Source organism: Mesorhizobium sp. M2A.F.Ca.ET.039.01.1.1, from assembly GCF_003998035.1.
Lineage (GTDB): Bacteria > Pseudomonadota > Alphaproteobacteria > Rhizobiales > Rhizobiaceae > Mesorhizobium.
Map to the genome: position 1 here is coordinate 1 of NZ_RZRY01000657.1, position 3514 is coordinate 3514.

Below are 3514 nucleotides of genomic sequence, written 5' to 3' on the forward strand. Positions count from 1 at the left end.
GGCCGAACGCTATGTCTGCGACGGCATGATCCCGGAGGCCGATGACGTTGTACGGCTGGTCAGTATTTTGGGCCGCCCCCTGCACACCTATCGCGACTTTGCGGCCGGGATCGCGAGCGCGGCCTGAGGGCCGCGCCATCCGCGCGCGGCGGGACTATGCCGAGGCCGCAGCCGCGGTGCTCACGGCCAGCGATCAGGTGGGGAGGACCTACGAGCTCGCCGCAGACCATGCCTTCACATTTGCCGAGCTTGCGATGGAGGTTTCGCGGCAATCAGGCAAGACGATCATCCACAACGATCTGTCCGAGGCTGACTACAGGGATCTGTTGACGGGTGCCGGCCTGCCAGCCGATCTCGCTGCACTTCTGGCCGATGCCGACGTCGCGGCCTCGCGCGGGGCGCTGTTCGACGACGGTGGCGCGCTGGGTCGGCTGATCGGTCGTCCTACCACCTCGATGCAGAGCCTCGTCGCGGCCTCTTTGCACGGCTGACCAGGGCGCTCGGCCGTGTCACGTCGCTGACGTGCAGGCCCACGCGTCAGCTCCTGCGGAAATCCGCACGACAGGCTTGAGGGATCGTTCATCGCACGATGCGTGGCTTCGGCTACATCCTACCGCGTGTCGACGAGATCAAAGCTGCCCTGGAGGGAGGCAGCTGAAGTATTTCGGTGGACATCCCACAACGCGTGCGAACGCCGTGCTGAATGCGCTCGACGATTGAAAGCCGATCGCCAGGGCGATCTCCCCAACGCTCCGCGTTCCGCGGCGCAGCTCATCCTTGGCCACGGCCATCCTCCACTGCAGCAGGTATTCGATAGGACCTGTTCCCACGACCTTGCGGAATCTGGTAGCAAATGATGACGGGAAACACCGCAAAGCCGAGCTAGATCCGCAACGGTCCAGTTGTGGGCAACGTCTTTGTGCATTGCAGAGAGCGCGCGCGAGGTTACCGGATCGGCAAGGCCGGCGAGCAGACCTGCATGCTCTTCATCCACTTGCGGCACTTTTGTCCGCAATATCTCCACAAGGATCAATTCAACCAAGCGTGCGATGATAAATTCGCTGCCGGGTCCAGGATATCTGGATTCTGTCTCGTTCATCGACAACAGCGAGCGCACGCGGCCCGAGGATGTGTCATCGGCCAGTATATGGACGAAGGATGGCATCAGACCGGCCAAAAGATTCTCATTGGCCGTATCGAAGCCGAACCGGCCCGCATGCAAGGTAACGGGGGAGTCCGTGCCCTCACCGAGCCGCAGACGAGGATTCTTTGTCGCAGCGACCGCCGCTTCACTGTCCACCGGCTCTATCGACGGGTCCGACGTGAGAGTGAATGGCGCGGAAGTCCGGATCAGGACGAAATCCTCGCGTTGCAATAGCACGGGTGAATGAGCGGACCGGACCAGTTGACACTCGCCTTGCTCGACCCAGCAAAACAGAAGATCGTCTCTCTTTCGAAACGACAGAGCCCATCGGCCTGAGGCTTCAAGACCTCCCCATAATGTTGCGCGCGGCCGAAGCAAGCCAATGAGATCGAGGAATGGATCCATGCGGATTGGACGATACGTAAACGGTTTTGGGCTTTCGATTATCGACCGTACGGCCCCGTAGACATATATTCCCTGAGCACGTTGAAGGTCAATTGCGCGTTTCACTCCCATGCTTGGGGCAAACACGAAAATATCCGAGGATTTGATTATGGCTATCGATAGTCTTGAACGACGGTGGGACGCCTATCTCGCCGCCTACGGCCCAATCGTCGCAGCCGAACGCGAGCGCCTTCTCAAGCAGAGCGTTTCCGACGACGTCGTGTTCACGAACCCGGGTGGAGAAGGCAAAACGCGCAACGGCCTCATCGCGCATATCGAGGACTTCCAGAAGAAGATGCCGGGAACGTACTTCAAGACCGACAAGGTCTTTGTTCACCACGGCGAATTGCTGGCCATATGGTCTATGTACAAGAGCGACGATACTAAGGTCGCAACCGGTTACAATTTTGTCCGCCCTGATAAAGATTACCGTTTCAGCTATATGGCCGGCTTTTTTTGAAACCATCTTCCGCACGGCCAAACGCGCGCTCTCAAGGCCGAGCTCAGCTGGCTTCCATGACACGGCGGCTCCGGGCGAGAAATGCAGCTGAACCGGCGGCTCCTCGCTGCTTAGGGCCGAAGTTCTGCGCGAGGCGAGACGGACGTGTCTTCGCCTCGAACGATGAGCGGTAGCGGCAGTTACGCGGACCTCGCCTCTACGAGCCGGCCGCGCAGGGCCTGAAGAACCCGCGCACCTCTTCAGCGAGCAGGTCCGGCTGCTCCAGAGCGGCGAAATGCCGGCCCACGGTCATGGTCTTTGCGGCCGGGATCGCGAGCGCGGCCTGAGGGCCGCGCCATCCGCCTGTCGAAAACGACACGCAGCTGTGTCGCGGTTTACGGAGCAATGCACGCTATCGCGGAGGTAAAACGGAATCTGCGCTTGGCCGCTTGTGGGCCCGAGCGCCTCTTCGCGCCTACTCTTCCATCTTCTTGCCTTTGGCCAGCGCCATCACCCGGTCGATATAGGCCAGCATCAGCGCCGAAAGCACGAAGGCCAGATGCATGATGGTCAGCCACATCAGTTGCTCCGCCGTGTAAGAAGAGTGGTTGAGGAAGATCTGCAGCAGATGGATCGACGAGATCGCGACGATGGTCGAGGCGACCTTGACCTTCAGCGAGCCGACATCGATCGTGCCCAGCCAATGGACCTCGCCGTCCTGATCGTCGAAGCGGCTGACGAAATTCTCGTAGCCCGAGATGATCACCATCACCACCAGTGAGGCGACAAGCGCGGCGTCGATCAGGCCGAGCATCTTCAGGATCGTGTCCGTGTCGCCGAGCGTGAAGACGCTCGTCACGAACTCGTAGAGCTTCTTGCCGAAGGAGAGCGCGTAGATCGCGAGCGCGACGCCGAGCCCGAGATAAAAGGCGACCAGCAGCCAGCGCGAGGCGAGGATGACGGATTCGATGGCGAGTTCGAGACGCTTCATGAAGGGTTCCGGTCAGATTGCGATAGAGGGTATTTCGGCCAGACAGGGCCGGTTTTCAAGACAAAAAACCCCGCCGGAGAGGGGGACCGGCGGGGCTCAGTCGTGTCCCGCTGGAGTCGGGACAGGGCAGGGAACGCCCTGTCTGGAATCTGGGTGTCGCAATGCGGCAATTCAATGAGTTAGCTCCAGTCGACAGGACAAATCTTCTTGAGCCAGGAAAGGAAAAGGCCCGTCCGACGCGGACGGGCCTTCATCTCAAGCTCTGAATCCAAAAATCCGATCAGACCTTGAGATCAAAGGCTAAACCGCGTCGCGCTGAACGAATTCAGCGCGACGCGGTCTATGTCTTTGTCTAATGCATGTCGTTTGCCCCAAAACCGCTGCACACTTTGGGCGACATGCATCCATTACTGCTCGCTGTTGCTCGCGACCGGCGCCACCAGCGAGGTGATGCGGCGGATGGCGACACGGCGGTTCTCACGGTTCGGCCCAGGCG

At 60.2% G+C, this 3514-nt stretch carries 5 protein-coding genes and 1 pseudogene; 3 read left to right on the top strand and 3 right to left on the bottom strand.

The features are described from left to right. Together EOA24_RS43445 and EOA24_RS31260 are read left to right on the top strand one after the other, a co-directional pair. Window positions 1-127, top strand: a pseudogene (locus tag EOA24_RS43445) (NmrA/HSCARG family protein); the annotation flags it as partial. Between the two features lie 49 nt (window positions 128-176). Next, a complete protein-coding gene (locus tag EOA24_RS31260) occupies window positions 177-491 on the top strand; it encodes a hypothetical protein (RefSeq protein ID WP_189343095.1) in 315 nt (104 codons plus the stop codon). Window positions 492-610: 119 nt separating this feature from the next. Here the strand turns inward: EOA24_RS31260 and EOA24_RS31265 are convergent, their stop codons facing one another. Beyond that, entirely contained in the window at window positions 611-1549 is a 939-nt protein-coding gene (locus tag EOA24_RS31265) for a cupin domain-containing protein (protein WP_210213622.1), read from the bottom strand. A gap of 148 nt (window positions 1550-1697) precedes the next feature. Between EOA24_RS31265 and EOA24_RS31270 the strand changes: the two genes are divergently transcribed. Then, window positions 1698-2048 carry a nuclear transport factor 2 family protein gene (locus EOA24_RS31270; protein WP_189343094.1) on the top strand — a complete coding sequence of 117 codons (351 nt, stop codon included), beginning with the start codon at window positions 1698-1700 and terminating at the stop codon, window positions 2046-2048. Between the two features lie 196 nt (window positions 2049-2244). Here the strand turns inward: EOA24_RS31270 and EOA24_RS41950 are convergent, their stop codons facing one another. Further along, window positions 2245-2406: a hypothetical protein gene (locus EOA24_RS41950; protein ID WP_189343093.1), complete on the bottom strand. Its 162-nt coding sequence runs from the start codon at window positions 2404-2406 to the stop codon at window positions 2245-2247. 96 nt (window positions 2407-2502) lie between these two features. Next, complete coding sequence (locus tag EOA24_RS31275) at window positions 2503-3018, bottom strand: TIGR00645 family protein (protein WP_126081784.1); 516 nt, start codon at window positions 3016-3018, stop codon at window positions 2503-2505. Window positions 3019-3514 lie beyond the last annotated feature (496 nt).

Excerpts from the sequence above, each read along its gene's own strand:
- EOA24_RS31265 (WP_210213622.1), bottom strand. The coding sequence starts at position 1,549 with ATGGATCCATTCCTCGATCTCATTGGCTTGCTTCGGCCGCGCGCAACA.
- EOA24_RS31270 (WP_189343094.1), top strand. The coding sequence starts at position 1,698 with ATGGCTATCGATAGTCTTGAACGACGGTGGGACGCCTATCTCGCCGCC.
- EOA24_RS31275 (WP_126081784.1), bottom strand. The coding sequence starts at position 3,018 with ATGAAGCGTCTCGAACTCGCCATCGAATCCGTCATCCTCGCCTCGCGC.